Consider the following 25,905-nt stretch of genomic DNA (forward strand, 5'->3'; position numbering starts at 1 on the left):
CATTTTCCTGGCTCTGATGCTGCAGTTATAATGCACCCATTTGTCTAGACCATTTTTTTCAAAGTGATCCGATTTTTAAAATGAATATGTTGATAAATACGTCGACACACATTTAAAGTATTTATCAATATATTCATTTACTGTTTATGATAATAAAGATCAGCAGGAACTTTATAATGTAGAGTCTGATGTCGCCTTTTATAGTTATACCAACCAACAAAATCGTTTATTATAAGATTCAAATCTCTGATACTATTTGGTCTATAATAATATATAGCTTCTTGCTTTAAAGTTCTCCATAAACGCTCAACAAATATATTGTCGAAGCAACGTCCTTTATGATCCATACTAATTTTAATATTAGCACGCTCTAATTCCATAATAAAGTTGTAGCTAGTAAACTGCACTCCTTGATCACTATTAAAAATCTCAGGTTTACCTTGTTTTAGAGCTTCTTTGAGAGTATAAAGGCAAAATCCAGCATCGAGATATGGTGATAATGAATGAGCAATAATATAGCGACTATACAAGTCCATTATTGCCACAAAATAGACAAACTTACCTTCTACCATAATATATAGTAGCCCATACCTGATTAACTCTACAAATAATCAAATCTTTGAGTAAATAAGGATATATTTTATGCTTTTTTTCTTTAATACTTGTATTACATCTTTTTCTACAATACAGCCCACTAATCTTCATTTTTTTCATAATTCTTAAGATTTTTTTGTGATTGACTACTACTCCACTCGCTATGATTTCAGCAGTAATTTTACGATATCCATAACGGCAATCAGAAGCCAAATATACTTCTTGAATCAAATTTCACTTTCGTTATTAATTATATGCCTATAATATAGGCTAGATCTGCAAATCCCCAGTAAATCAGCCTGTTTCCTAATTGATAGATCAGAATCTTTTTCTATAAACCTTACTCTATCTTTTTTGCTTATTTCAGTAATTTTTTTTTCAAATAACTATTTTCCACTGTCAATTCTCCTATTACTTTATGTAAACTTTCTATTTCTTGCGCTAAGATTCTTTGTTTTCTCGCACTTTCACTTTCTTCAACAAATAGGTCTTTTAACCTTGCCAATACTCTATCACGCCAATCATATAGATTTGTTGATGGTATTTTATATTCACTACATATCTCAGATGTGCTTTTTTGATTTTTTATTGCTTCCAAAGCTATCTTTGCTTTTAACTCTGGTTCATATTTTTTTGTTGCCATACTTTTACCCCTTTACCTTCCTACTCGGATCAACCATTTTTTTTTGGTCTAGTTTATGGGGTGCATTATAGCATCAATAGCACTGGGAATAGACAGATGGCCAGAGAGTAAATGGAATAGTTTGAGTGGAAAAATGGAAAGCAAAAAGCCCAAAAAAGTAAGACAGAGTAAGTGGTTGAAAAATGTATAACGAAGAGTATTTGTCTCAAATTGAACAAGCAATAAAGAAGCTTCAGAGTGGCGAAAGAGTGGTATCAATTGCATATGGTGACCATGTTGTGAGATATGCTGAAGTAGATATAGATGATTTACTAAGCTTAAGACAACGAATTAAGGCTGAATTGAAAATTGCAGGTATGAAGCCAAAGAGGAAAATTGTTTTTTCAACGAGTAAGGGGATCATATAATAATAAAAGTTGTTGAAAGGAACTTTATGACAAAAGTTATAGCAAAAGAATATACAGAATTTTTAGAGCAGCTCAAAGAACAGATTGCTACTAGTCGTTATAAAGCAGCACTAGCAGTAAATAGCAAGCTTATTGTGCTTTACCACCATATTGGTACAGAGATCTTAAAACGCCAAAAAGAGCATGGCTGGGGTGCTAAAATCATAGATCAGCTAAGTAAGGATTTGAGAAGCGCATTTCCAGAAATGAAGGGATTTAGTGCTAGGAATCTTACTTATATGCGTCAATTTGCTGCAGAATATCAAGATACTGAATTTACGCAGCAGGTTGCTGCACAATTGCCTTGGTTTCATATTGTAGTTATTTTAGATAAAGTAAAAGATCCAAAAGAAAGACTATTTTATTTTCAAAAAGCTATAGAGCACGGCTGGTCACGTAGTATAATGGTGATGCAAATCGAACGTGAATTGCACAAACGTCAAGGAAAAGCTGTTACTAACTTCAAAGATAAATTACCTTCTCCGCAGTCAGATTTAGCACATTATACATTAAAAGATCCATATATTTTTGATTTTTTGAGTATAGGAGACGATGCTCACGAAAGAGAAGTAGAAAAAGGTCTTGTAGGCCATATGGAGAAGTTTTTGCTAGAACTTGGTGAAGGGTTTGCATTTGTTGGTAGGCAATTTCACTTAGATGTTGGAAATAAAGACTTTTATATTGATTTATTGTTTTACCATTTAAAGTTACGTTGCTTTGTAGTAATCGAGCTAAAAGACAAAGATTTCAAGCCAGAGTATGCAGGTAAAATGAATTTTTATCTTTCAGCCGTTGATGATTTACTAAAGCACGAAACAGATCAACCATCTATAGGATTAATTTTATGCAAGTCAAAGGATAACGTACTAGCTAAGTATACACTGAAAGACATAAATAAACCGATAGGGTTGGCAGAATATAAAATTACTGAAAATCTACCAAAGAATATAAAGGCAGCTTTACCAACAGTAGAAGAGCTAGAGGCTGAGTTATCCAAAGTTTCAGATAAAGAAAAGTAATGCTACTCAAATCATTCAAGCAACTATTCAATAAACCAAAACCAAAAAGTTCTGCATGGGACGCTGCAGGATCAGGAAGAAGGATAATGTATTGGCAAGGAGAAACAGGAAGCATAAACAATTTGCTGTCTCAAAGCCTTGAGCACTTACGTAGTCGATCACGTGATATGGTGAGAAAAAATCCATATGCAGCAAATATCATTGATACAATAGTAAGTAACTCTATTGGAACAGGAATAAAACCGCAATCAAAAGCAAAGAATGCAGAATTTAGAAAGAAAGTGCAAGAATTATGGCTAAGATGGACAGATGAAGCAGATAGTAACGGAGTAAGTGATTTTTATGGATTACAAGCTCTAGTATGCAGAAGTATGATAGAGGGAGGAGAATGTTTTGTACGACTCCGAACAAGAAAGCTAGAGGATGGATTTTCTGTACCATTACAACTGCAAGTACTTGAGTCTGAACATTTAGATAATAAAACAAATCAAACTTTAGGAAATGGTAATGTAATAAGAAACGGCATTGAGTTTAACAGGCTTGGACAAAGAGAGGCATATTACTTATTTAGAGAACACCCTGGTGAAGGTTCGTTTGGTGAATCAGTGAGAGTGCCAGCAAATGATGTTTTACATATTTATAGACCACTAAGACCTGGTCAGATTCGAGGAGAGCCATGGCTTTCGAGTATACTTCTGAAACTTTATGAGCTTGATCAATATGATGATGCAGAGCTGGTGAGAAAGAAAACTGCAGCAATGTTTGCTGGATTTATTACGAGACTCGATCCAGAAGCAAATATCATGGGAGAAGGTGAAAGTAATGAGCAAGGAGTAGCACTATCAGGTTTAGAGCCAGGAACAATGCAGCTTTTAGACCCAGGAGAGGATATAAAATTTTCAGAACCGTCAGATCAACTATGTTTTTTAAAATTTTTTGAATTTAGTTTCATTACAACTTTTGTTTGTAATTTTGTTTTTTATTCGAGTAAAAAGTGCATTTTTGACAATAAAAACCCTAACTTAATCATAGAAAAATTTTGTATCAAACAACAGTTACTGCTTAGATCTTATGGTTAACGAATATGTGTATAAATACTTTAAATGTGTGTAGACGTATTTATCCACATATTCGTTAACCTATTTTCTATGCAGATTTTTTTAATTCACATTGACTGCTTCTTTAAGCCTCGCATTGGCAATTACTATGATTTTACGCATTAGAGCTGTCATAGCCACCATCTTCTTTTTACCTTTACCAACAAGCCTTGAATAGAAGGCACCAAGCGCAGACTTAGACCTTGAAGCAGACATCGCAGCTGTAAAAAGCTTTTCACGAACGTTGCTTCTGCCACCACTTATTCTGCGATAACCAATAGTTTTACCACTTTCTTTCGGATGAGGTGCAACTCCAGCAAGACTTGCAATTTCTCCCCTACTTACATAACCAAGTTCTGGCATTAGACACAGAAAATCTTGAGATAATTTTGCACCTATTCCTGGAACTGTTTTAAGGATTTTTTGGCGCTTTTGTAACTCTGGATTCTCATCAATAATTTTTTGTATGGTATTGTTGAGCTCATCTATCTGGCTATTAAAGAATTCAATAGTTTTCTGACAGCTTTCTTTTATATGGTCGTTTTCAGGTGCTGCAAGCCTAGATTTCTCTTGAGCTCTCATTTTTGTAATGTCATCACGACGTTGACAAAGTGCAACTAAGGTTGTTTGTTCTTTTGACATAGGTGCAAATAGAGATAGAGTACTATAGCGTTCAAACCCATACTGAGCAAGGGCTCTTGCATCTGATTGATCAGACTTTGCTAAAGTTCCATGAGATAGAACAAAGCTTTTTACTTTGCGAGTATTAGCTCGATGTACAGCAATATCTTTATCAACAAGAAAATGTGCTAAGCCAAGCTCATATTTTCCAGTGTTTTCCAGAGTTACTAAAGAATTAGGTAAGATATTTGAAAAATCTTGAAACAATTGTTGCCAGCCAGCAGTATCATTGTCGAATTCGACAGCGTTCTTCTGTTTGTGAACTGCAACAACATTTTTAAATTTTCCGATATCAATGCCAATAAAATTTTGATAAGATGTAATCATAATAACCTCGATTAGTTTTAATTAATTTAAGATTGTAAACGGGTGCATACATATGTCCCATGCAACTATTCAAACGTATCGAGAGATGGGCTAGTGTACCTTGATCCGAACGGTTATAATACCAACAGTTGGTCGGTCGCACACGCCCGTGATAACTCTATTCCTATAGTGAGTAGGGTTATCTTCCCTCTTATCTCCTTTATATCATATTTTTAACTTACAACAGTTGGGATTTAGGAGACATAAATACGTGCTTTCCAGTTAGTAGCGTAGAAGAAAGAGGAAATAAATTTGTATTGGGAAGCGATAAACTTTCAGGGCAATATTGGAATTTAAAACACAAGCCAATTTTAGAAAGATTTAGCGTTACTCATAACTATAAAGTAGAAAATTATACAGATCAGAAGGTCAGAAAATATGTTTTAGCAGAACACAACGTTTACTATAAAAATGATTTGGATTCAGAGCAAAAAGACTCAATACACGAATTAGAAAAGCACATTTTAGTATTTTACCCGGGAGTACTGAAGTGGCATGAACATCGACATTTGCACAGAAGTTGGAAAGATAGTCGAATAATATCTTTAATAAGTTAAGTACTTATATTTAGATACTCATATATTATATTAATAATAGGTAAAAGTGTATGAAATAAAAAGAAAAAGACTTGCTTTCTCATGCTAAAAAGGACATGACTTGAATAGCAGCAGGTAAATATAAGAAATTTGTCTGGTGCTAGAAAAGCTAATTTTGTGAGGTATGAAATGAGTTTTAGCAAGAGTAAGTTTTTTAAAGAAGTATCAAGTAACGGATTTAAAGACATTAATAAAAGAAATGAAGAAGGAGAGACGATCTTGCATCAAGCAGTAGAAATCTCTGATTACAAAACAGTGAGATTATTAATAAAAAAAGGAGCAGAGGTAAATGCAAGAGATAAAAATGGTTATACACCTCTACACTGTGCAGTATTCGCAAAGAGTTTAGAAAATGTAAAAGTGCTGCTAAGGTCGGGAGCAGAAGTAAATGCCACTCAATATGTCACTGGATGTACGCCACTCCACTCTGCGTGCAAGATGGGAGGAGCAGGAGTTGAAATAATAAAAGAGCTGGTAAAGGCTGGAGCTGAAGTTAATCAACTGAATATAATGCACCCATTTGTCTAGACCATTTTTTTCAAAGTGATCCGATTTTTAAAATGAATATGTTGATAAATACGTCGACACACATTTAAAGTATTTATCAATATATTCATTTACTGTTTATGATAATAAAGATCAGCAGGAACTTTATAATGTAGAGTCTGATGTCGCCTTTTATAGTTATACCAACCAACAAAATCGTTTATTATAAGATTCAAATCTCTGATACTATTTGGTCTATAATAATATATAGCTTCTTGCTTTAAAGTTCTCCATAAACGCTCAACAAATATATTGTCGAAGCAACGTCCTTTATGATCCATACTAATTTTAATATTAGCACGCTCTAATTCCATAATAAAGTTGTAGCTAGTAAACTGCACTCCTTGATCACTATTAAAAATCTCAGGTTTACCTTGTTTTAGAGCTTCTTTGAGAGTATAAAGGCAAAATCCAGCATCGAGATATGGTGATAATGAATGAGCAATAATATAGCGACTATACAAGTCCATTATTGCCACAAAATAGACAAACTTACCTTCTACCATAATATATAGTAGCCCATACCTGATTAACTCTACAAATAATCAAATCTTTGAGTAAATAAGGATATATTTTATGCTTTTTTTCTTTAATACTTGTATTACATCTTTTTCTACAATACAGCCCACTAATCTTCATTTTTTTCATAATTCTTAAGATTTTTTTGTGATTGACTACTACTCCACTCGCTATGATTTCAGCAGTAATTTTACGATATCCATAACGGCAATCAGAAGCCAAATATACTTCTTGAATCAAATTTCACTTTCGTTATTAATTATATGCCTATAATATAGGCTAGATCTGCAAATCCCCAGTAAATCAGCCTGTTTCCTAATTGATAGATCAGAATCTTTTTCTATAAACCTTACTCTATCTTTTTTGCTTATTTCAGTAATTTTTTTTTCAAATAACTATTTTCCACTGTCAATTCTCCTATTACTTTATGTAAACTTTCTATTTCTTGCGCTAAGATTCTTTGTTTTCTCGCACTTTCACTTTCTTCAACAAATAGGTCTTTTAACCTTGCCAATACTCTATCACGCCAATCATATAGATTTGTTGATGGTATTTTATATTCACTACATATCTCAGATGTGCTTTTTTGATTTTTTATTGCTTCCAAAGCTATCTTTGCTTTTAACTCTGGTTCATATTTTTTTGTTGCCATACTTTTACCCCTTTACCTTCCTACTCGGATCAACCATTTTTTTTTGGTCTAGTTTATGGGGTGCATTATAGAATAAGTACGGCGCAACGCCAATGTATTACATCTGGGAAAGTGAAAAGTATCGTCTATGTGATAGCAAAGAGAGTGAAAAGGCGAGTAAATTTTTGAGAGAAAAAGGAGGAATAACAAAAAGTAGAGAACTGACGTGCTATGGAATAGAGGGGCTAGTGGGAGAAATAGCAGACATGTTGAATGGAAGCTACATGCCGGAGCTAAAAATAATAGAGATAGGAGAAATAAGGAAGAGAGACAAATCGCTAATAAAGAAAGAATGTCAAAATTTAGCAAGCAAGATAATCAGCCAAGTGAATGCAATGATAGATGAGGTGGTAAAAAGGAAGGCTTAGGTTTAAAGAAAAGGTGGGGTAAGTTATGGTAAAGCTGGGTAAAAAAGATAAGTCACTATTAGAGAACTCGTTTAAAAATATTTATGAAAGAGACGAAAAAGGAAGAACAGCTCTACATTATGCAGTAGAGGTAAAAACAGTGAGGTTATTAATCGAAAAAGGAGTAGATGTGAATGCAGCAGATGTAAGAGGACATACAGCACTGCATCTAGCGATAACGGAGAAACGTCTAGAAACAGTTAGAGAATTGATAAAATCAGGAGGGAATGTAAATGCTGAAGAGTATGGCAATAAATGCACTCCGCTGCATCTTGCATGTATGGTCGGAGAAAAAGAAATAGTGGAGGAGCTAGTAAAAGCAGGGGCTGAAATAGAGCAAGCAGATAAATTTGGAATAACAGCGATGGATTATGCGAAAAATAGCAAAGAAATAGCCGAGGTATTAAAGAAAGAAACAGAGAAAATGGAAAGTTTGTTAAAAAAATAAGAGTCGTATCAGAAAGCGCAACAGCAGTTGGCAAAGGAAGGGCTAGACCAAATTTGAAGGCTGTAGCTGATAAAAGTTGGTCTTTTTCATAAGAGTAAATGGATTGATGGAAAAAAGGAGTGGTAAGGCTCCTTGCACTACAAAAACATTTGCAGGAGAAACTATGAGAAAAAGAACATTAACTTGCCGATACGAGCCAGATGAATTAGCGGAACAACATCTAGCAGACGCCTATGAGCTGTTACTAAGGTATGCGGTAAAAAGAAACAATGAAAAGGAGATAAAGAAAAATGATAACAGTGGCCTTATATGCAAGAGTTTCATCGAAGAGTCAAGCGCAGAACAATACAATAGAGAGTCAAATTGCCGAGCTCAAGCATAGAATTGCTGCAGATAAGCATGAGTTATTGAATGAGTATGAATTTAAGGATGATGGGCTTAGTGGGTGGAGTTTAGAACGTGAAGGTTTAGATGCATTACGTGATAAAGTAGGAGAAGATCAAATTGATAAAATTTATATTCATTCACCTGACCGACTATCAAGAAAATCTGCACATCAAATGATATTACTTGATGAATTTGAAAAAGCAGGAGTAGAAGTAATATTCTTAAATCATAAGACTGAAAATAATCCAGAGTCTAAATTGTTATTGGGAATGCAAGGATTAGTGGCAGAATATGAGTGTACAAAGATTATGGAACGTAGTCGTAGGGGAAAACTCCATAGAGCAAAAAAAGGCTGTGTAAGTGTAATTGGCATTGCACCTTTTGGTTATAATCGTATAAAGCATGTAGATAGAGAAAAGACAAAGTTTGAAATAAATGAAGAGGAAGCAAAAATAGTAAAGCAGATATTCATGTGGGTAGGGCAAGAGAGAATAAGTATAAGGGAAGTGATACGTAGACTAAGAGATAAGTCAATTAGAACAAGAACTGGAAAGAAGGTGTGGTGTCCAATAGTAATTTGGAAGGTGTTAAGAAATCCAGCATATAAAGGACAAGCAGCGTTTGGTAAATTAAAGAGGGTTGAAAAAAGAGAAAGAAATAAACAAAAGGTTTCTATCTGTCGCACAGATGAGGACAGCTGGATTTATATACCAGTACCAAAAATAGTTGATGAAGGGTTATTTAATAAAGTACAAAAGCAACTGGATGAAAATAGAAAAAGAGCAAGGATGCAGAGAGAGGGAGGAAAAAAGAAATATCTATTACAAGGTCTAGTTGTGTGTCAAAACTGTGGATATGCGTATAGTGGTGCACAATGTGGAGTTGAAGGAAAAAAGTTTAGCTATTATCGCTGTAGTAGTACTATACGTATTACTGATGGTAGGGAGAAGTGTACTAATAAATTGGTCCGTACAGATATGTTAGAAACAGCTATATGGGAAAAGGTGAAAAATTTACTAAAAAACCCAGAGATAATAAAAAATGAGTATCACCGTAGAATTGCAGAAAATAAAAATGATGAATCATCAGATAAGAAGTTTGCAAGAAGGGAAAATCAAATAAAACAAGGCATCGAAAAGTTAATGGAAGACTATTATAGTCAAGAAAATGTAGGAGATAAAGGATATATAAGTGAGGAAGAATTTAAACAGACGATGAAAAGAATGAGGGAACGCTTAAGAGGGATAGAAGAAGAGAAGAAAAAGGTAGTTGATCAAAAAGCAATAGAGAAGGGAATGAACCTTATCATCAACAGTATAAAGAGTCTTTATTCCAGTGTAAAATCTAATTTGGAACAGCTAGATTGGCAAACTAAGCGTGGCATCATTAAAGCATTAGTAGAACGAATTCAGATTGGTTATGATCAGGTAGAAGTGGCGTTTAGAATCGAAGAACCAGCACAGGATGGAGAGATTTTTAATTTGCAACATTGTACTGGACGTCATAATAACGGTACTGGCTGAGTTCATTAAGTAATTTTATGGGCAGTGGAATGATAAAAAGCGTTTTCACAAACACATTTTACTACATAGTCAGCGCTAATATTAAAATGCTTATAAAGAGCTTCATAAGGTGCTGATTCTCCAAAATTTTTCATGCCAATAAATATACCGTTTGAACCTATATATTTATGCCAACCCACTTCACTTCCAGCTTCAATTGCAACTTTAATACTATCATTATTTAATATTACCCCTTTATATTCATCACTTTGCTCGTCAAAAAGCCTCCAACACGGCATAGAAATGACCCTTGTACCTACACCTTTTTCCTGTAATTTTTCTCTTGCCTCAACTGCAATTTCAACTTCAGATCCGGTAGCAAATATCGTCACTTCTAGCTTCCCTGAATATTCGCATAGTATATATGCACCAAATTTTGATAGGTTGGCCAATTGGTCAGTATAAGAGTGCATGTAATTAATATTTTGCCTTGAAAGCGCAAATAGTGCAGGTGACTCTTTTTTTTCAAGTGCAATGCTAATGCACTCCAAAGTTTCAATTGCATCTGCTGGCCTAAAAACATACAGATTTGGTATAGCTCTCAGAGAAGCTAAATGCTCTATTGGCTGGTGAGTTGGACCATCTTCTCCTACTCCAATTGAGTCATGAGTCATTACATATATAACCTGCTGTTTCATCAAGGCTGAAAGACGTATAGCAGGGCGGCAGTAGTCGGAAAATACTAAAAAAGTTCCACCATAAGGAATAATCCCACCATGAAGAGCCATACCATTCATACAAGCTGCCATAGCGTGCTCTCTCACTCCATAGTGTACATAAGAGCCACTATAATTATTACTATCTATTGCCTGCATGTGCTTATATTTAGTACAATTTGAACCGGTAAGATCAGCAGAGCCACCAATTAGTTCTGGCATAGACTTAGTTAATAGTTCCACTACTCTGCCGAAAGAAGATCGAGTAGCTTCGTTTGGCATTAGCTTACATATTTGTTTCTTCAGATCAGCCAAATCACTCTCGATATTATTCGGCAAACGTTTCTCAAGTCTTCTTTGTAGTTCTTTATTGATCAAGGATGTATAGTTTTGCTTTGCCCTCTTAACTGTTTCTATCCAAGCGTTTCTCACATCTTCTGGTACATGAAATGGTTCATAGTCCCAATTTAATTTTTCTCTCATCTGTTTTACATCTTCCTCTGTAAAGGCACCACTATGAGCAGAAGATGTGCCAGCACGGCTCGAAAATTTTCCGATAATAGTTTTGCAACAGATTAGTGTAGGTTTATCAGACTTTTGCGCCTGCTCTATTGCAAGGGATATAGCATCAAAGTCATGCCCATCGATTTTGTCAACATTCCATCCATACGCTGAAAAACGCTTTTCTATATCATCAGAGCAAGAGAGGCTAGTAGAGCCGTCTATAGAGATGTCATTGTCGTCAAAAAGTGCTATCAGCTTATTTAATTTAAGATGCCCAGCAAGAGACGCTGCTTCATGGCTTATACCTTCCATAAGACAGCCATCTCCTAGCATTACGTAAGTGTAGTGGCTGATTTCAAACTGCTTTGCAAGAATCGATTCAGCAAGTGCCATGCCAACAGCAGTGGCAAATCCCTGACCAAGTGGGCCTGTTGTTGCTTCTATACCAGAAGTCAAGCCAAATTCTGGGTGACCTGGAGTTTTTGATGTAAGTTGCCTGAAGTTTTTTAGTTCATCTATACCAATGTAGCCTGTCAGATATAATATAGAGTATTGCAGCATCGAACCGTGACCATTTGATAGGACGAAACGATCTCTACTGATCCATTTAGAATCATCAGGGTTATGGTTTAGATATTTAGCAAATAATACAGTAGCAACATCTGCCATGCCAAGTGGCATACCTGGATGTCCAGAATTTGCTTTTTGTACTGCATCAATTGATAAAAAGCGGACAGCATTTGCCATGGATTTTAGTAGTAGATGATTCATGTATTAATAGGAAAACTTAAAAGTGAAGTATACTATATCATAGTGGCAAAAACAAGTTGACACTTAATGTTAAAATCATTAATAATTTATAGTTAGATTGTGAGAATTTTTGTATGACAACTGTTATCAATAGAAAGTATAGAATCAGTCGCAGGCTTGGTGTAAACTTATGGGGTAGAGCAAAAGATTCGGTCAATAAAAGAAAATACCCTCCAGGTCAGCATGGTATTCTTGGATTTAAGAAGTTATCTGACTTTGGTAAGCAGTTTGCTGCACATAAGAAATTTAAGTTCTACTATGCAATTTCAAGTAAGCAGCTTAGACGTACATTTTTAGATGCTTACAAAAGAAAGGGTTATACGGCTGATAATTTTATTGGTGCCTTGGAATCAAGGTTAAGTTCTGTTCTATATCACTCTGGTTTTGTGCCAACAATTTACTCGGCAAAACAGCTTATATCTCATAAACATGTTACAGTTAATGATAAGGTGGTTAACATATCAAGTTATAGAGTGAAGCCTGGTGATATAGTAAAAATAAGGGAAAGAGCAGCAAAAATTCCTATATTAATAGAGGCTGAACAAAAACAAGAACGTAAGGCTCCAGATTATTTAGAGGCAGATAGCAAAGCACTTTCAGTGAAGTATTTGAGAGCACCTCAATATTCCGAAGTCCCATATTCAGCAGACATGGAAGTCAATTTAGTAGTAGAATTTTACTCTAGATAAATAAGGCCCGTGTGGCGGAATCGGTAGACGCAGCGGACTTAAAATCCGTGGGTTTTGCGACCTTGGGAGTTCAAGTCTCCCCATGGGCACCAGTTTAATTTATCGAAAAAGTATGAAATGGCTTGATATAGAAGATATTGCAGAAGCTCTAGAAGAGAAGTTTCCCAGTAAGGATATAATTAGTATTAGATTCACTGAACTTAAGAAAAAGATCTTGGGTTTGAAGGAGTTTGATGATGATGAAAAGTATTGTAATGAAAAAATATTAGAGGCCATTCAAGCAGCTTGGATTGCAGAAAGATCTTAAAAAACAGATAGCTATAAGAAAATTACTGCATACAGTAAAAAGATAATCTTCTTGGAAATACTATACTTTACTCGAATTTTAATTAGCTTCATAATAATTTAACAAATTAAAATTAAAAATGATTACAAGGTAGGAAACACAAAATTCTGGCAAATGCTAGATATACAAATACTGCTTTTTATGTGTGAGGCCGAAGATTATGAAAACAATAAGTTAGTTTTTTGTATAAGAAAGTTGTAATATAATTTAATTTTAAGCACTGGAAAGATGTTTAAATATAGCGGGCCAAAGAAATTAAAATCTATAATAGAAAACTATGCATTAAAATGCATGAAAAATAAGATCAGCAAAAATGAAATACGTCTTATTTTAAACTGGAAAAGTATAGTTGGAGAGGAATTAGCAGAATGTACAAAACCACAAAAGATCTCATACGCACAAAACGTAAATTCTGGTGTTTTGCATCTGTTAGTAACAAATGGCAGTAAAGCATTAGAAATGCAGCATATGGTTTCTCTTGTAATAGAAAAAATTACAGTGTTTTTTGGCTATAAAGCAGTATACGGTATAAAAATCAAGCAAGGGAGTTGACTATTTAACTATATAAGGTTAACCTAGTTACATAGGATAAATTGGTATATTGAAGTGAGTAGAATTTGTGAATTAACAAATAGAAAAAAGTCTTTTGGTAATAAGGTATCGCACTCAAATCGTAAAACAAAGCGTACCTTTCTCTTAAATTTACATAAGGTTACATTAACGAGTAATATATTAGAAAAAAAGTTTAGCTTTCGTATAGCGACAAGAACTTTAAGAACTATAGATTACAAAGGTGATCTTGATGCTTTCTTGCTCAACACAAAAACAATTAAACTAAGTAAAGAAGCGCAAAAGATAAAAAGAAGATTAAAGAAAGTTTTAGCAAAACAAGAGGTAGAGCTAGCTGTTTCAGATGCATAGTAAGCCTACATGGCTCAGAGCAAAAGCTCCAGCTGGTAAAGTATTCAATGAAACCTTAAACACTGTTAAGCTACATAACTTACATACAGTATGCGAAGAAGCTGCGTGTCCAAATATTGGTGAATGTTGGAATAAACGTCATGCTACTGTGATGATTCTCGGTTCTGTTTGTACTCGTGCTTGTGCGTTTTGCAACGTTGCAACTGGCATTCCTGATAAGCTCGATCCTCACGAACCAGAAAATTTAGCAAAAGCAATAAAAAAGTTAAATTTAAAGCACGTTGTCATTACCTCTGTTGACCGTGACGATTTACCAGATGGTGGTGCAAATCAGTTTATAAGGTGTATAGAAGAAATTAGAAAGATAACTTCGGAAACAACAATAGAGATCCTCACTCCTGATTTTTTAAATAAGAAAGGAGCGTTTGAAGCAATAGCTATTGCATCACCTGATGTTTATAACCACAACATCGAAACAGTACCAAGGCTGTATGCAAAAATAAGACCAAGAGCTCGTTATTTTCATTCACTATATTTGCTAAAGATGGTGAAACAGATTAATTCTAAACTTTTCACGAAGTCAGGGCTTATGGTTGGTCTTGGAGAAACAAAAGAAGAAATCTTTCAGGTTATGGATGATTTACGTAGCGCCGAAGTTGATTTCATTACAATTGGTCAATATCTGCAACCAACTCCAAAGCATGCAAAAATTGATAGATATGTTACTCCAGAAGAGTTTGAGCATTATAAATATATTGCTTATTCTAAAGGCTTCTTGGTAGTTGCATCAAGTCCATTAACCCGTTCATCATATCACGCTGAAGAAGATTTTAACAGGCTCAAGGCTTGTAGTTAATATCTTAATTTTTTCAGAGTACAGTTTAATATAGTAATTAATATCTTAACTTTATTTAGAATATAATTTAATATAGGTATTGATGAAGCGAAAAAGTTATGGGTGGTTCTAACAAAAAAGTTGACTACACTGAGTTATCAAAATCTTCTATTTCTGACAAAATAAAGCCAAAAAAAAAGATCACATTTTGTCAGCAAGTCCAAGTTAAAGAAATTCCACTTGAAGAAAAAAAAGGAGAGTGTAAACGACGCAAAAAAAAGAAACAGAAAACACAATTATGGGAAAGAGGTGCAGCAATTATTGTTCCACCAGTAATTGGGCTGCTAGGAGGTTTAATAACTTTAACACTCATAACAGAAGAAATAAGTTCACCATTTTTAATTGCAGCTTTAGCTGCTATAGCAATTACAGCAGCAATATATGAACTTGAGTATTTACTTAAACCTGAATTGCTAGAAAAGCCTGGTGAAACTTTAAAGGATTTAGTAACAGATTCTTTTGTAAAGGAAGAAAAAAACTCAAGAACTGTATCACAATAAATCAGAAAAGCTTAGTGAGTTGCCCTAGGCTTGACTTTTTACTTAGCTGATCACAAAAAGTATGAATTTTACAGCACCTAAACCAGCTGTTTAAGATCTTATATAAGCAATTGACAGCTACTGAGATGCCAGTTAAAATATTTACATAGTATATTAACAGAGGGTAAGGTGGGTTTTAGTGGATATGTACATGATAAAGCTTTAACAATATCAGATGTAAGTGCTAAAATTGATATAAGAGAGCTAGCAAACTTTCTACAGAGTAAAAAAGGCATTAACGAGCTTAATTTAATAAATGTAGAGATTGATAGTAAAGATGTAAAAGAGTTAAGTAAACTTACACATCTTACTTCGCTCACTCTAAGGAACAATAAACTCGGTTTTGAAGGTGCAGGATATATAGGTCAAGGCAATCTAAAAAACCTTACTTTACTTGAAATAAGTAATAATAATATTGGAGACAGAGGTTTTGCATTTTTAATTGGCAGCAAACACTTCACAAAGCTTACTTCACTAAATGTAGAAAACAACAACATTGTTGGAGTGTGGCGCCACCACTATAGAGGAGATATAGCACTCAAAAATCTCACCTCACTTTATGTAGAAGGTAACGGTAAAAAATTCTTAAATGATAAAGAAGTTATCCTTGATAGTATAAAAAAAAGCTCAATAACCGAAGCGCCTGGACACTCTAGAGTAAAAGATGGTGAAGGTGCTACAAAAAAATTAGTAGCTAAAAGAAAAAAAACGATACAAGCTACCAATAGTCAGTCAGATCCTAGTAGTAGGTTAAGTATAGAACTTTCCAAACAAGATGGGCTGCGTGAAATAGTACTTGACACTGAAACTACAGGTCTTGATGTCAATAGCCATCGAATCATCGAAATAGGGTGTGTAGAACTAATTAATCATATTCCAACAGGCAAAGTATTCCATCGATACATCAACCCAGAAAGGAGCATAGACAAAGGTGCATTTAAAGTTCACGGTATCAGCGAAGAATTTCTAAAGGATAAGCCATTATTTTCAGAGATTGCATCTGAATTTCTTAATTTTATATCTAGCGATACTTTGGTAATTCACAATGCTGGATTTGACATTAAGTTTTTGAACATGGAACTTGGTAAACTGAATGCCAAATTAATCTCTTCAGACAGAGTGTTAGATACATTACCGCTTGCAAGAAAGAAATTTGGACCACCGGCTTCTTTAAGTGCATTGTGTGAGCGTTTTGGTATATCACTAGAGAGTAGGGAGTGACATGGAGCGCTAATTGACGCTGAGTTGCTAGCAAAAGTATATGTTGAGCGATTACAAACTCCTTTGGATCGATGTCAGCATGCAGTACGTAACTTATCTCTTAGAGGACACTTGCCAAGTAATGAAGAAGTTAGTGAGCAGTTAGATGAGATTAACGTATCTGTTCATGAGGGAGTAGTAGATAGAAGATTGTAAAAACGCCTTTTGCTTTCAGTAGCGAAATTATTCTCTCAATGAATGTGTTTTCTAGCTTTAAAAATGCGAATCTCAATATCTTATCTTGAATTACTTAACTGTTGGTTCAAGTTTAAGTTCTTATCATGGTATGTATTTACTATAATGCACCCCATAAACTAGACCAAAAAAAAATGGTTGATCCGAGTAGGAAGGTAAAGGGGTAAAAGTATGGCAACAAAAAAATATGAACCAGAGTTAAAAGCAAAGATAGCTTTGGAAGCAATAAAAAATCAAAAAAGCACATCTGAGATATGTAGTGAATATAAAATACCATCAACAAATCTATATGATTGGCGTGATAGAGTATTGGCAAGGTTAAAAGACCTATTTGTTGAAGAAAGTGAAAGTGCGAGAAAACAAAGAATCTTAGCGCAAGAAATAGAAAGTTTACATAAAGTAATAGGAGAATTGACAGTGGAAAATAGTTATTTGAAAAAAAAATTACTGAAATAAGCAAAAAAGATAGAGTAAGGTTTATAGAAAAAGATTCTGATCTATCAATTAGGAAACAGGCTGATTTACTGGGGATTTGCAGATCTAGCCTATATTATAGGCATATAATTAATAACGAAAGTGAAATTTGATTCAAGAAGTATATTTGGCTTCTGATTGCCGTTATGGATATCGTAAAATTACTGCTGAAATCATAGCGAGTGGAGTAGTAGTCAATCACAAAAAAATCTTAAGAATTATGAAAAAAATGAAGATTAGTGGGCTGTATTGTAGAAAAAGATGTAATACAAGTATTAAAGAAAAAAAGCATAAAATATATCCTTATTTACTCAAAGATTTGATTATTTGTAGAGTTAATCAGGTATGGGCTACTATATATTATGGTAGAAGGTAAGTTTGTCTATTTTGTGGCAATAATGGACTTGTATAGTCGCTATATTATTGCTCATTCATTATCACCATATCTCGATGCTGGATTTTGCCTTTATACTCTCAAAGAAGCTCTAAAACAAGGTAAACCTGAGATTTTTAATAGTGATCAAGGAGTGCAGTTTACTAGCTACAACTTTATTATGGAATTAGAGCGTGCTAATATTAAAATTAGTATGGATCATAAAGGACGTTGCTTCGACAATATATTTGTTGAGCGTTTATGGAGAACTTTAAAGCAAGAAGCTATATATTATTATAGACCAAATAGTATCAGAGATTTGAATCTTATAATAAACGATTTTGTTGGTTGGTATAACTATAAAAGGCGACATCAGACTCTACATTATAAAGTTCCTGCTGATCTTTATTATCATAAACAGTAAATGAATATATTGATAAATACTTTAAATGTGTGTCGACGTATTTATCAACATATTCATTTTAAAAATCGGATCACTTTGAAAAAAATGGTCTAGACAAATGGGTGCATTATACTATGAACAGCTATGTTATGTTCTCGCAACAATTTTATGACAAGTTTTTCGTAACCGCCTGTTGATTCTACTGCACATAACTTAACAAATATATTGTTAGTCATTCTTGATCTTATAAACTCAGATATAGCCCTTTCTTCATTCTCTATACGCTGATGTTTATTGTCGATTGAGATATCAAGTGTTTTTTTTGAAACATCAATACCCATAAAAACTATTCTAGCCATTTTTATACCTATAAATATAATCAAATAATAACGTAAATGCTATACAGGGTTGTAATTCGATCTTTTAGATCCTTCTACCGTTCGTACTACATTATTTTAAGCTAGGAGTGTACTAAGGTCCCTACGATTTTTACCAATCAACCCAGTTGACAGTATCACTCCTTGCTTGTCATAGTCTTGCGACTTTGATTTAATATACAACCTACTATATAGTAGTGTCATGCGACTGGTATCCAGGAAAAAAAGGATGTCATCCGAGTAGCCCTTTTCCTGTCATCCGAGTAGCTGACACTGGGATCCATTGTTCTTTATTTCTGAATTCCAGCGTCACGCACTGGAATGACATTAAATGATTTTTCTTTGAATTTGAGTTATGCAAGTAGCCCCTTTGTTGTCATGCAAGTAGCCCCTTCGATGTCACCCGAGTAGCCCTCTTCCTGTCATCCCAGTACTGGGATCCAGCCTTTCTTACCAACAAAAAACTTGGCATAACTTGCGTGCTCAAAAAATTCCTAGATTCCAGTACTGGAATGACACCCTTTTAGAAGTTCAATGACCCTTCTGGATAAAAACTATTGTCAAGCACTGGAATGACATGATTCGACTTGCATGGCGTCATCCCAGACTGTGTAGTAATTCTCTTTATTCCTCGATTTGCCACTTACTTCCTCGAGAAGATACATCACTCAATGAAGAGCTTACTGATGAACTTCTAGATAAGCTTCCAGATGATAGCCTTGTATCCTTGTTTTTAGTTTTTCCGTTACTATGTTTCTCATTCTTCTTATCTTCAATGTTATGTTCCTTCTTAAATCTTTCACATAAAGTGAAAATAGGAGTGCTTTTGCCTTTACTTTTCTCCTCTCGTATATACTTGGCTAAACCAATCAGATTTGCTGGTGAAAAACCATTAGTACTCTTTACAATAGTTTCAATATTTAGAGGGCTTAATTCTTTGAGATATTCTTTTAGTATTCCCCTACGTGTACTTTCTTTATCCAGCCCAGGAACCTCAATGTTTCTCAAGCGTTCATGTCTAACTAGTGCTCCGTCTAAATCATTCGCACAATTAGTTGTGGCAATTACTATATTTTCTTCAAGAAAGGTTTTATTCAATTTATCGAGTAAATGAGTTAAAGATTCTACATTCTTGTTTTTACCACCCTTGCGATCTAGACCAATGCCGTCAATCTCTTCCATAATAATTATACAAGGAGTGTTTTTTCTTGCCCTCTCAAAAACTTGATCTATATTCGATATATTACATAAGGAAGATGCAGAAATACGTATAACAGCAAATTGAGATTTAATTTCATTCGCAATCGCTTCACAAATACTACTCTTACCAGTCCCTCCTTTACCATTTAAGAGATATCCTCCGCTTTTTGATTTACAAATCTCTCTCAAATTTTCTTTTATGTCACTTGGTAATATAATATTATCAAGTATTGTATTCCACCCTCTTTCCTGATCTTTTGCATAAAATTCCATCTTCAGCTTTACTTCTACTTCATCTTTTGTTGCAGGACTATTAATTAACTTTGCAGAAAGATCACTAACCTCTTTTTTTAACCCCTCCACTTCATCTTTCGTTGCAAAATTCTCTGAAATTCTATGGACTTTTTCTTCTAGACCACTAAACCCGTATTTATTTTCTTTATCCTTTCCATCTTCTAATTCTTCTTTAATTGGAGTTAGCTTATTTTCTTCTTTCCTTAACCCTTTATTCGGCTCTTCGACTTCAGCTTTCGAGTTTTCTTGAGATTTTTTATTTTGTTTAATCATTTTATATGAAAACACAATTACTACTGCAGAAAGCGCAAATAAAATAAAAATAACAGGGGGAGCTATATTTAAAGCTGCAACTGAAGATAAAAATGCAACGTAAGGAGCTACAGCAAAAACTCCAGATGTAATTAATGTAAGGGAAGCAATAGCACCAGCTATAAAAAAAGTTATATTAGCTCTATTAGACATATTTTAGCTTATAAACAGTTAATTTATAAATAATACATTTAAAGAGTACAAGCTTTTCATAGTAAAGCAAGACTAACTTAAGGCATCCTTAATCAATCTATGATCGAGGTATTATGCAGTATTAAGATATAAGATGGTATGTTGTATTTTTAATTCAGTGTTCTTTTTCTATCATTCCAGGGTACTGGAATGATAGATGATATGATAAGAAATTCAATAACTTAAAGTAGGTAATTAAAGCCTCTAATTAAGATCTAAATCTATAGTTATTATAAGCAACACTAAAGAAGTGCGGAAGTAAAAATTTACGAAAGAGCATTATGTATACATATGCTTTGTAGATCTACACTTTGCCACCCTTCTGTTAAGCTTTGCCTCCCTTCCATTACGTTTTGTCGCTCTTTTATTTCTTTTATTTCGTTATCGAATTTTGACATTAGATATTTAGCATAACCAGATGTTAATGCTGTTGATGCAGATACAGCTATTGCTGCCGTAACAGATGTTAATGTACTTTCCACTGTCTTGGTTATAAAAAGCGTCGATGCTACAAAATTCCCTAACATGGCAACTAAGCCACCAACAATAATACTACCTCCTACTACCTTGCTTTTCAAAAACCTTTCTATATCCTCTACCGTATCTTCTTGGCGATTTATAATGGCATAATACAAAGGAGTTTTCTGCAAATTATCTTTCTCATAAACATCTGTACCTCTGTCTAGTAAAGCATTTACTATCTCCATATAGCCATTTGCAGCAGCATAATGCAAAGGAGTACAACCATTTTCATCTTTTATATTAACATCCGCACCTCCGTATAGTAGAGCATCTACTACCTCTACGAGGTTATTTTTAGTGGCACAATGCAAAGGAGTACAAACATTTCTATCTTTTATATTAACATCCGCACCTCTTTTTAGTAGAATATTTACTACGTCTATGAGGTTATATATAGTAGCATAATGCAAAGGAGTCCGACCATCTCTATCTTTCACATCAACATCCGCACTTCTATCCAGTAGAGCATTTACTACACCTACACATCCACTATAAACGGCATGATGCAAAGCAGTCTCTCTATTTTCATCTTCTACATTAACATCCGCATGCCTATCTAATAAAACATTCACTAAATCCTTACAACTATCTGCAGCAGCTGCAATTAACAATGTAAATTTAGCATAAGGATTACTTTGGGTAAATATATGATTTACATTAAAATTTTTACTTTCCCACTCTTGATACGCTGTTGCATCTTCCCTTTGTAATACCTCTTTTATTTTATTAACTACATTATCTTTATTTACACTTGCATCTTTATCAATTGCACTTAATATTTTTTTTAGATTTTCAAAATTCATCTTTACCTCCTATAACTTTACGATGCAGTTACTACACAATTACAAACAAAAGTAAACACATTTTTAGGAATTATTTAGAAAAAGAAACCATTGAAAAAGTCAGTAATTTACAATAAATAACTGATACATTTAATTGGAAGAAATATGTGATGTAACTATAGCCATTATAAACAACAACAGAAAAAACACGGAAGTAAAAAATTTATGTTGACTGTACAATATTGATTTCTAATATAATCCAGAGATAAAAAAATGTCGGTGCTGAAATTATATATCTGCCTCCATATTCTCCTGATTTTAATCAAACCATTGGTTTGTTATAAAAAATTGAGCCAGAAAGAATATTCAGCTATTCGAACTATTAGAAAAAGAGCTATAATTATAGACTCAGTATACACTATAACTAGACTTTTTTTTAAGAGGAATGATATAGAAGTTATTACTAAGACACTAAACAGTTTTCAAAAATGAAAATTATACCTTAAAGCTGATTTTCATATAGTTCTTGCAAGCGATAACACCCTCACTTCTTTTGCACCAGAGTTTAAAATTTCCTGAGAGCAAGACCTTGCAGTTGCGCCAGTTGTTACTACATCATCAACCAATACCACGATTTTGTTTTTGATAATTTCGCTGTTGCTTATTTTAAAAGCCTTTCTCAAATTTTTTTCACGCTGTTTAAGTGAAAGACCAGCTTGAGGTACAGTGTGACGAATACGTTTTATTGCAAATGGTGTATAAGATAAATGAGATAACTTACTTAATTCCTTCGCGAGCAATGCTGCTTGATTATATTTACGTTTAAATAAGCGTATTTTATGTAGCGGTATGGGAATTATGACCTCTGCATTTTGAAACATGTCTTTGTTAGCTTTGTACATCCACTTTGCGTAGACTTTCATGTAGTTTAAGTTATCAAAAAATTTAAAATTTATAATCATATTTTTGCTATGTTCATCGTAGGCAAAAACTGATCTTAATACTTTAAATGGCGGAGGATTACTGATGCATTTGCCGCATGTATAAAAACTATCTGGAATTACTACACCACAAACATTGCAATAATGCTTAGTTAAGAAATTGATTTTTTTATTGCATTCACTACATAAATCATAACTTTTATTAATTATACATTCACAGCTTACGCATACGGTTGGAAATATGAGATCTGTAGCTTTTTTTAGTAAGAGAAGGTTCATGAATAAAATATATTAGATATACCTTTCAAAATACTCCTCATAATCTAGTGATTAAGAGGTACTTGATCTAATAAATACGTTTTAAGATACTTGCCTGTAACGCTTTCTGGAGTCTGTGCAACTTTTTCTGGAGTTCCTACAGCAACCACTTTGCCACCTTTTACTCCTCCTTCTGGACCAATATCTATTATGTGATCAGCAGTTTTTATAACATGTAAATTGTGCTCAATAACTATAACAGTGTTTCCTAAATCAACTAACCTATGGAGTATTTTCAGTAAGTTATTTATATCTTCAAAATGTAATCCAGTTGTAGGCTCATCAAGAATATACAATGTTCTGCCAGTAAATCGCTTTGATAGTTCCTTAGATAGCTTTATTCGTTGTGCTTCACCCCCAGATAAAGTTGTTGATGACTGTCCAAGCGTTATATAGCCAAGCCCCACTTCCTGTAAAGAAATCAACTTTTCCTTTACCATTGGAAGATTTTCAAAGAAGTCACATGCTTGATCTATTGTCATATTAAGTACGTCAGAGATTGATTTTTCCTTGTAAGTAACTTCCAACGTTTCCCGGTTATACCTCCGTCCTTTACACTGCTCACATTTCACATAAACATCGGGTAGGAAATGCATCTCGATCTTTAAATGCCCATCACCTTTACAAGCTTCACATCTTCCCCCCTTGGTATTAAATGAAAATCGGCCTATATTATAACCTCGTGCTTTCGATTCTGGGAGGCCTGCAAACCAATTTCTGATGTGAGTAAACATACCAACATATGTTGCTGGATTTGACGCTGGGGTCCTACCAATTGGTGACTGATCAACCTCTATAATTTTATCTATATACTCAAGGCCTTCTATTTTATCGCATTTACCATGCTTTGCAGGTGAATGATTTATCTTCTGTGCTGAGTATTTATATAGTGTTTCTATCACTAAACTTGATTTTCCTCCTCCTGATACTCCAGTAACACAAATGAGATTCCCTATAGGAAATTCAACATTTATATTTTTTAAATTGTTCTCACACGCATTAACTACCTTTATAAACTGAGTTGCTTGTTTTCTTCTTTCTGGAATTAAGATTTCTTTCTTTCCGCTCAAATATTGCCCTGTTATGCTCTCTGAGCTTTCTTGTATCTGATCTGGTGTTCCTTCTGCAATGATTTTTCCTCCGTTTACACCAGCTCCAGGGCCAATATCAATCACATAATCAGCAGCCATTATTGTGTCTTCATCATGCTCAACAACAATCACGGTATTACCCATGTCTCTCAGATTTTTAAGTGTGGCAATTAATCGATCATTATCACATTGATGAAGGCCAATTGAGGGCTCATCAAGCACGTATAGCACTCCTGTTAAACCAGAGCCAATTTGCGAAGCAAGCCTGATTCTCTGACTTTCACCGCCAGAGAGAGTACTAGATTCACGGTCAAGTGTAAGGTAATTTAACCCTACATTCTTTAAAAATGTCAGCCTTTTGATTATTTCGTTTAATATTTTATTTGAAATTTGCCTTTGTTGTTCTGTAAGTCTGTCTGATAAATTTCCAAACCACTTAAGGGATTCATCGATGCTAAGCCTTGATATTTCACCTATATGTTTTTCATCAATTTTCACTGTAAGTGCTTCTTTTCTCAATCTATAGCCAGCACATTCCTTGCAGTGCATGATAGAGCAATATTTCTCAATAAGTGCTTCATTATAATCCATCTGGTGTTCTAGGATACTGACCAAGCCTTGAAATTTCAGTTCTCTAGAGCCAAAGAGTATCAAATCCTTCACTTTTTCATCTATATTTTTCCACGGAATATCAAGGCTAAATTTGCAATTTTCAGCTAGTGATAGAATTGCATTTCTTAGAGACCCAGAATTTGCATGCATTTGACCAACTGGCTTTAAAGCACCCTCAGATATTGAAAGCATTTCATCTGGCACTATCAGGTTTGCATCAACACTTATTTTCTTACCGAGCCCATTGCATGAACTGCACGCACCATAGGGGCTGTTGAAAGAAAACAATCTTGGCTCTATTTCTTCAAGAGTAAAGCCAGACTCAGGACATGCAAAATTCTCTGAGAAAGTTAAAGTTTGACCATTTTTATACTCGGAATTGTGGTTATCAGGTAAGTTCACTATTTCTGCATACATTAAGCCATGGCCCAGCCTCAATGCTGATTCTACACTGCTTGGTAGTCGATTTCCTATATCATCTGATATGGAGATTCTATCTGCAATAACAAAAATATCATGTTTCTTGTTTTTATCGAGTTTAGGCAAGTCATCTATATTGTATGTTTCACCATCTATTTTTAGTCTCACGTAACCCTGCTTTTTAATTTCCAATATCTCTTTGAAGTGCTCTCCTTTTCTGCCACGCACAATAGGAGCAAGTATATATATTTTAGTTTCTAAAGGTAATGCTATAATAGTATCTACAATTTGAGATACAGCCTGTTTCGTTATTGGCAACCCAGTTACAGGCGAATAAGGTATTCCTACTCGTGCATATATCAAACGTACATAATCGTAAATTTCAGTAACGGTTCCAACAGTTGATCTTGGATTTTTTGAGATCGACTTTTGATTAATTGATATTGCAGGAGAGAGGCCTGTGATTGACTCAACATCTGGTTTATCTTGAATATTAAGAAATTGACGTGCATAAGCCGATAGACTTTCGACGTATCGGCGTTGGCCTTCTGCATAAATCGTATCGAATGCGAGGCTAGACTTACCAGAACCACTTAGTCCAGTTATAACAACTAACTTATTTTTTGGTATATTGACATCAATACCCTGCAAATTATGCTCTCTTGCACCTTTAACTCTGATCATACTTCATGTACCTTTGACCATTACAGCCTCAAAATACATAAACTTACAACAACTTTCTACTAATTTTTTCAACTATTACGGAAAACGAAGTAG

17 protein-coding genes, 1 tRNA gene and 9 pseudogenes are annotated in these 25,905 nt (G+C 34.2%); 18 read left to right on the forward strand and 9 right to left on the reverse strand.

The genetic code is table 11. The features are described from left to right. Positions 1-137 precede the first annotated feature (137 nt). A pseudogene (locus OPS21_RS04700) lies at positions 138-1,237 on the reverse strand (IS3 family transposase). A gap of 55 nt (positions 1,238-1,292) precedes the next feature. Between OPS21_RS04700 and OPS21_RS04705 the strand changes: the two are divergent. The 4 genes and pseudogenes from OPS21_RS04705 to OPS21_RS04720 all read left to right on the forward strand — a co-directional run. Continuing rightward, on the forward strand, positions 1,293-1,427 hold the full coding sequence (locus OPS21_RS04705) for a hypothetical protein (RefSeq protein ID WP_265027572.1): 135 nt from the start codon (positions 1,293-1,295) through the stop codon (positions 1,425-1,427). Then, entirely contained in the window at positions 1,420-1,644 is a 225-nt protein-coding gene (locus tag OPS21_RS04710; protein ID WP_264336328.1) for a gpW family protein, read from the forward strand. The genes OPS21_RS04705 and OPS21_RS04710 overlap by 8 nt, the downstream gene beginning before the upstream one ends. Before the next feature lie 26 nt (positions 1,645-1,670). Then, positions 1,671-2,702: a PDDEXK nuclease domain-containing protein gene (locus OPS21_RS04715; RefSeq protein ID WP_264336327.1), complete on the forward strand. Its 1,032-nt coding sequence runs from the start codon at positions 1,671-1,673 to the stop codon at positions 2,700-2,702. After that, positions 2,702-3,616, forward strand: a pseudogene (locus OPS21_RS04720) (phage portal protein); the annotation flags it as partial. The gene OPS21_RS04715 and the pseudogene OPS21_RS04720, both read left to right, overlap by 1 nt. 246 nt (positions 3,617-3,862) lie before the next feature. Here OPS21_RS04720 and OPS21_RS04725 read toward each other — a convergent pair. Next, positions 3,863-4,807 (reverse strand): IS110 family RNA-guided transposase, encoded by a 945-nt coding sequence (locus tag OPS21_RS04725; RefSeq protein ID WP_264336326.1) that lies wholly within the window; start codon positions 4,805-4,807, stop codon positions 3,863-3,865. A gap of 221 nt (positions 4,808-5,028) precedes the next feature. Between OPS21_RS04725 and OPS21_RS04730 the strand changes: the two are divergent. Both OPS21_RS04730 and OPS21_RS04735 read left to right on the forward strand, forming a co-directional pair. After that, a pseudogene (locus OPS21_RS04730) lies at positions 5,029-5,403 on the forward strand (phage tail protein); the annotation flags it as partial. A 168-nt stretch (positions 5,404-5,571) separates the two neighbouring features. Beyond that, positions 5,572-5,949: pseudogene (locus tag OPS21_RS04735) on the forward strand (ankyrin repeat domain-containing protein); the annotation flags it as partial. A gap of 110 nt (positions 5,950-6,059) precedes the next feature. On the opposite strand, the pseudogene OPS21_RS04740 reads toward OPS21_RS04735, so the two are convergent. Next, positions 6,060-7,159, reverse strand: a pseudogene (locus OPS21_RS04740) (IS3 family transposase). A gap of 71 nt (positions 7,160-7,230) precedes the next feature. Here OPS21_RS04740 and OPS21_RS04745 point away from each other — a divergent pair. The 3 genes and pseudogenes from OPS21_RS04745 to OPS21_RS04755 all read left to right on the forward strand — a co-directional run. Further along, positions 7,231-7,566 (forward strand): annotated as a pseudogene (locus OPS21_RS04745) (ankyrin repeat domain-containing protein); the annotation flags it as partial. A gap of 25 nt (positions 7,567-7,591) precedes the next feature. Continuing rightward, positions 7,592-8,053, forward strand: a complete 462-nt coding sequence (locus OPS21_RS04750) for an ankyrin repeat domain-containing protein (RefSeq protein WP_236514967.1) — start codon at positions 7,592-7,594, stop codon at positions 8,051-8,053. Between the two features lie 290 nt (positions 8,054-8,343). Beyond that, entirely contained in the window at positions 8,344-9,963 is a 1,620-nt protein-coding gene (locus OPS21_RS04755) for a recombinase family protein (RefSeq protein WP_264337259.1), read from the forward strand. Positions 9,964-9,968: 5 nt separating this feature from the next. Here OPS21_RS04755 and tkt read toward each other — a convergent pair whose 3' ends face one another. After that, positions 9,969-11,933: a transketolase gene (gene tkt / locus OPS21_RS04760; protein WP_264337260.1), complete on the reverse strand. Its 1,965-nt coding sequence runs from the start codon at positions 11,931-11,933 to the stop codon at positions 9,969-9,971. A 113-nt stretch (positions 11,934-12,046) separates the two neighbouring features. Here tkt and rpsD point away from each other — a divergent pair, with 113 nt between their 5' ends. The 9 genes and pseudogenes from rpsD to OPS21_RS04805 all read left to right on the forward strand — a co-directional run bounded on the left by rpsD (position 12,047) and on the right by OPS21_RS04805 (position 18,088). Further along, the gene (rpsD, locus tag OPS21_RS04765; protein WP_006012690.1) at positions 12,047-12,661 is read left to right on the forward strand and encodes a 30S ribosomal protein S4; all 615 of its coding nucleotides are present in this window, start codon (positions 12,047-12,049) and stop codon (positions 12,659-12,661) included. A 5-nt stretch (positions 12,662-12,666) separates the two neighbouring features. After that, positions 12,667-12,753 (forward strand) — tRNA-Leu (locus tag OPS21_RS04770). 20 nt (positions 12,754-12,773) lie between these two features. Next, positions 12,774-12,968 carry a Fe-S cluster assembly protein IscX gene (gene iscX / locus OPS21_RS04775; RefSeq protein WP_264337261.1) on the forward strand — a complete coding sequence of 65 codons (195 nt, stop codon included), beginning with the start codon at positions 12,774-12,776 and terminating at the stop codon, positions 12,966-12,968. A 267-nt stretch (positions 12,969-13,235) separates the two neighbouring features. Then, entirely contained in the window at positions 13,236-13,559 is a 324-nt protein-coding gene (locus tag OPS21_RS04780) for a DUF721 domain-containing protein (RefSeq protein ID WP_006012687.1), read from the forward strand. Between the two features lie 54 nt (positions 13,560-13,613). After that, on the forward strand, positions 13,614-13,928 hold the full coding sequence (rpmB, locus tag OPS21_RS04785) for a 50S ribosomal protein L28 (RefSeq protein WP_007302640.1): 315 nt from the start codon (positions 13,614-13,616) through the stop codon (positions 13,926-13,928). Then, positions 13,921-14,784 carry a lipoyl synthase gene (gene lipA, locus OPS21_RS04790; RefSeq protein ID WP_108784143.1) on the forward strand — a complete coding sequence of 288 codons (864 nt, stop codon included), beginning with the start codon at positions 13,921-13,923 and terminating at the stop codon, positions 14,782-14,784. The genes rpmB and lipA overlap by 8 nt, the downstream gene beginning before the upstream one ends. A 98-nt stretch (positions 14,785-14,882) precedes the next feature. Continuing rightward, positions 14,883-15,323 (forward strand): hypothetical protein, encoded by a 441-nt coding sequence (locus OPS21_RS04795; RefSeq protein WP_265027573.1) that lies wholly within the window; start codon positions 14,883-14,885, stop codon positions 15,321-15,323. An 819-nt stretch (positions 15,324-16,142) separates the two neighbouring features. Beyond that, positions 16,143-16,778: pseudogene (gene dnaQ, locus OPS21_RS04800) on the forward strand (DNA polymerase III subunit epsilon). Positions 16,779-16,988: 210 nt separating this feature from the next. Further along, positions 16,989-18,088 (forward strand): annotated as a pseudogene (locus tag OPS21_RS04805) (IS3 family transposase). Positions 18,089-18,186: 98 nt separating this feature from the next. Here the strand turns inward: OPS21_RS04805 and OPS21_RS04810 are convergent. The 5 genes and pseudogenes from OPS21_RS04810 to uvrA form a co-directional block, all read right to left on the reverse strand. Continuing rightward, a pseudogene (locus OPS21_RS04810) lies at positions 18,187-18,426 on the reverse strand (IS110 family transposase); the annotation flags it as partial. A 642-nt stretch (positions 18,427-19,068) separates the two neighbouring features. Continuing rightward, entirely contained in the window at positions 19,069-20,403 is a 1,335-nt protein-coding gene (locus OPS21_RS04815) for an AAA family ATPase (protein WP_264337264.1), read from the reverse strand. 305 nt (positions 20,404-20,708) lie between these two features. Next, the gene (locus tag OPS21_RS04820) at positions 20,709-21,767 is read right to left on the reverse strand and encodes an ankyrin repeat domain-containing protein (RefSeq protein WP_264337265.1); all 1,059 of its coding nucleotides are present in this window, start codon (positions 21,765-21,767) and stop codon (positions 20,709-20,711) included. 494 nt (positions 21,768-22,261) lie between these two features. Further along, positions 22,262-22,966, reverse strand: a complete 705-nt coding sequence (locus OPS21_RS04830; RefSeq protein ID WP_264337266.1) for a ComF family protein — start codon at positions 22,964-22,966, stop codon at positions 22,262-22,264. 44 nt (positions 22,967-23,010) lie between these two features. Further along, entirely contained in the window at positions 23,011-25,812 is a 2,802-nt protein-coding gene (gene uvrA / locus OPS21_RS04835; RefSeq protein ID WP_264337267.1) for an excinuclease ABC subunit UvrA, read from the reverse strand. Positions 25,813-25,905 lie beyond the last annotated feature (93 nt).

The organism is Wolbachia endosymbiont (group B) of Chorthippus parallelus (assembly GCF_947251815.1).
Lineage (GTDB): Bacteria > Pseudomonadota > Alphaproteobacteria > Rickettsiales > Anaplasmataceae > Wolbachia.